Origin of the sequence: Ideonella sp. B508-1 (genome assembly GCF_000333615.1) — a bacterium.
GTDB lineage: Bacteria > Pseudomonadota > Gammaproteobacteria > Burkholderiales > Burkholderiaceae_C > Ideonella.
Genome location: NZ_BADL01000408.1, coordinates 1 through 872 on the forward strand (window position 1 = coordinate 1; position 872 = coordinate 872).

Annotated in this window: 1 protein-coding gene; it reads right to left on the reverse strand. The window is 75.1% G+C overall.

The features are described from left to right. Positions 1-872: 3'-5' exonuclease (locus I73_RS28555; RefSeq protein ID WP_040500590.1), on the reverse strand; the 872-nt coding region annotated here is incomplete at both ends.

Genomic DNA, 872 nt, shown 5'->3' on the forward strand with positions numbered 1-872 from the left:
TGGCGTGGCCCCGGGCCCCGGTCGGCATCGGGCTTGTTGTCGGCCGGCCGCGGGGCCTGGGTGACGCCCAGGCTGGGCACGCCGCCCAGGTCGCGCACCAGGGCCGAAAAGCTGCCGATGCCCCAGCGGCGGTCGAACTGGCCGGCGTAGACCGGGGCTTCGGCCAGGGGCAGCGGCGCCTCGCGCGGGGCCAGCGGGGTCAGGCCCACCGCCGGGCCGGCCGGCTGCAGAGCGATGTCCGGGCAGCCGGCGGCCCAGCCGGCCAGCGCCTGGGCCAGGGCCTCGGGCGTGGTGGCGTCGGGCCCCGCCAGCAGCCAGCCGGCCGCGCTGCGGTGGGTCTGGCAGGCGCCGCTGTTGCCGATGGTCAGCGCGGTGAAGCCCAGCCACAGGGCATGGCGGGCCCGGGTCAGGGCCACGTAGAACAGGCGCAGGTCCTCGCGCAGGCGCTCCTGTTCGGCCCATGCCAGGTCGTCCTTGCCCGGAGCCAACACCAGGCGGGGCTGGCCCGCGTCGTCCTCGCGCAGAACGAAGGGTGTGCTGCGCCCGTCGGCCGGGCGCAGGCTGGTGGCAAAGGGCAGGCAGACCACCGGATACTCCAGACCCTTGCTCTTGTGCACGGTGATGACCTGCACCAGGTCGGCATCGCTTTCCAGGCGGACGATCTGCTCGTCGCCGCCACCGCCACGGCCCTGCGTCGCGTCGTCAATGGCCTCGGCCAGCCAGCGGATCAGGGCCTGCTCGCCTTCCAGCCGCGCACTCTGGGCCTGCAGCAGCTCGGCCAGGTGCAGCAGGTTGGTCAGGCGGCGCTCGCCCTCGGGCTGGCCCAGCCAGCGGGCCCCCAGATCCAGGCGGTGTACCGTCTGGCGCACCAG